The 1,749-nt window shown below is 55.8% G+C and carries 1 rRNA gene; it reads left to right on the top strand.

Features of this window, described 5'->3' with window-relative positions:
* Positions 1–215: 215 nt before the first annotated feature.
* Positions 216–1,734 (top strand): 16S ribosomal RNA (locus tag ACFVVM_RS34300).
* Positions 1,735–1,749 lie beyond the last annotated feature (15 nt).

Below are 1,749 nucleotides of genomic sequence, written 5' to 3'. Positions count from 1 at the left end.
GTGCGTGTGTTCTTTGAGAACTCAATAGTGTGTCGATGAATGTCAGTGCCAATAATTATTATTGGTTCCAGCCTTCGCGTACCCCCCGGTCGTGGGAGGTTGGACATTGAACAACAGCGAATCTTGATTTGCTGGTGTTCGAACTTTTGCTAGATTTTTCGGACTCTAGTTTAGATATTTCTGATTCGCTCCTTTTGGGAGTGTTTCGAGAGTCTTCAACGGAGAGTTTGATTCTGGCTCAGGACGAACGCTAGCGGCGTGCTTAACACATGCAAGTCGAGCGGTAAGGCCCTTCGGGGTACACGAGCGGCGAACGGGTGAGTAACACGTGGGTGATCTGCCTTGCACTTCGGGATAAGCCTGGGAAACTGGGTCTAATACCGGATATGACCACGGACTGCATGGTTTGTGGTGGAAAGATTTATCGGTGCGAGATGGGCCCGCGGCCTATCAGCTTGTTGGTGAGGTAACGGCTCACCAAGGCGACGACGGGTAGCCGACCTGAGAGGGTGACCGGCCACACTGGGACTGAGACACGGCCCAGACTCCTACGGGAGGCAGCAGTGGGGAATATTGCACAATGGGCGAAAGCCTGATGCAGCGACGCCGCGTGCGGGATGACGGCCTTCGGGTTGTAAACCGCTTTTGACAGGGACGAAGCGCAAGTGACTGTACCTGTAGAATAAGGACCGGCCAACTACGTGCCAGCAGCCGCGGTAATACGTAGGGTCCGAGCGTTGTCCGGAATTACTGGGCGTAAAGAGCTTGTAGGCGGTTCGTCGCGTCGTTTGTGAAAACTTGGGGCTCAACCTTAAGCTTGCAGGCGATACGGGCGGACTAGAGTACTTCAGGGGAGACTGGAATTCCTGGTGTAGCGGTGAAATGCGCAGATATCAGGAGGAACACCGGTGGCGAAGGCGGGTCTCTGGGAAGTAACTGACGCTGAGAAGCGAAAGCGTGGGTAGCAAACAGGATTAGATACCCTGGTAGTCCACGCCGTAAACGGTGGGTACTAGGTGTGGGGCTCCTTCCACGGACTCCGTGCCGTAGCTAACGCATTAAGTACCCCGCCTGGGGAGTACGGCCGCAAGGCTAAAACTCAAAGAAATTGACGGGGGCCCGCACAAGCGGCGGAGCATGTGGATTAATTCGATGCAACGCGAAGAACCTTACCTGGGTTTGACATACACCGGAAACCTGCAGAGATGTAGGCCCCCTTGTGGTCGGTGTACAGGTGGTGCATGGCTGTCGTCAGCTCGTGTCGTGAGATGTTGGGTTAAGTCCCGCAACGAGCGCAACCCTTATCTTATGTTGCCAGCGCGTAATGGCGGGGACTCGTGAGAGACTGCCGGGGTCAACTCGGAGGAAGGTGGGGACGACGTCAAGTCATCATGCCCCTTATGTCCAGGGCTTCACACATGCTACAATGGCCGGTACAGAGGGCTGCGATACCGTGAGGTGGAGCGAATCCCTTAAAGCCGGTCTCAGTTCGGATCGGGGTCTGCAACTCGACCCCGTGAAGTTGGAGTCGCTAGTAATCGCAGATCAGCAACGCTGCGGTGAATACGTTCCCGGGCCTTGTACACACCGCCCGTCACGTCATGAAAGTCGGTAACACCCGAAGCCGGTGGCCTAACCCCTTGTGGGAGGGAGCCGTCGAAGGTGGGATCGGCGATTGGGACGAAGTCGTAACAAGGTAGCCGTACCGGAAGGTGCGGCTGGATCACCTCCTTTCTAAGGAGCACATCT

It is taken from the genome of Nocardia sp. NPDC058176 (assembly GCF_042883805.1).
Lineage (GTDB): Bacteria > Actinomycetota > Actinomycetes > Mycobacteriales > Mycobacteriaceae > Nocardia.
The sequence above is the reverse complement of the archived record's forward strand: the minus strand, read 5'-3'. Positions and strand labels throughout refer to the sequence as shown.